Below are 432 nucleotides of genomic sequence, written 5' to 3'. Positions count from 1 at the left end.
AACTTGTAATCTCTCGGTGCGCAACTTGTCGGCATACGGTCAGCAGACTGTCACACGTGCAATGTAGAGCGCCTGACGGTTGGTGCGGTCTGCAGAGCACGCCGATTCAACCAAGGAGAATCTCATGGCAGTTCGTACCGTACTCACCGCCCTTTCTTTCGTAGCCCTTGCAGCGCCCGCGATGGCAAGCAGTGTCATTCACCCTGCGCCTACTGAACTGGGCTACACCACCCATCCAGAACATGCCGAGCCTGGCAAGTCGCGGGAGCAGGTTCTCGCCGAGATGGACCAATCCAAGAAAGAGGGTACGTGGCAATACCACCGCTTCGGTGCACCAGTTCCAGCGAAGGGCAAGGCGATGACTCGCGAAGAAGTGCTGGCAGATCTGGAACGCTCCCAAAAGCACCCCAGTTGGGCTGCACGTCGTGTTGG

Annotated in this window: 1 protein-coding gene; it reads left to right on the top strand. The window is 58.1% G+C overall.

What is annotated here, in order from left to right:
- Positions 1-124 precede the first annotated feature (124 nt).
- A partial coding sequence (locus tag GVK91_RS27220; RefSeq protein WP_159732772.1) for a DUF4148 domain-containing protein occupies positions 125-432 on the top strand: 308 nt, incomplete at its 3' end.

The organism is Sphingobacterium sp. 18053 (genome assembly GCF_902706145.1).
Classification (GTDB): Bacteria; Bacteroidota; Bacteroidia; order Sphingobacteriales; family Sphingobacteriaceae; genus Sphingobacterium; species Sphingobacterium paramultivorum.
The sequence above is the reverse complement of the archived record's forward strand: the minus strand, read 5'-3'. Positions and strand labels throughout refer to the sequence as shown.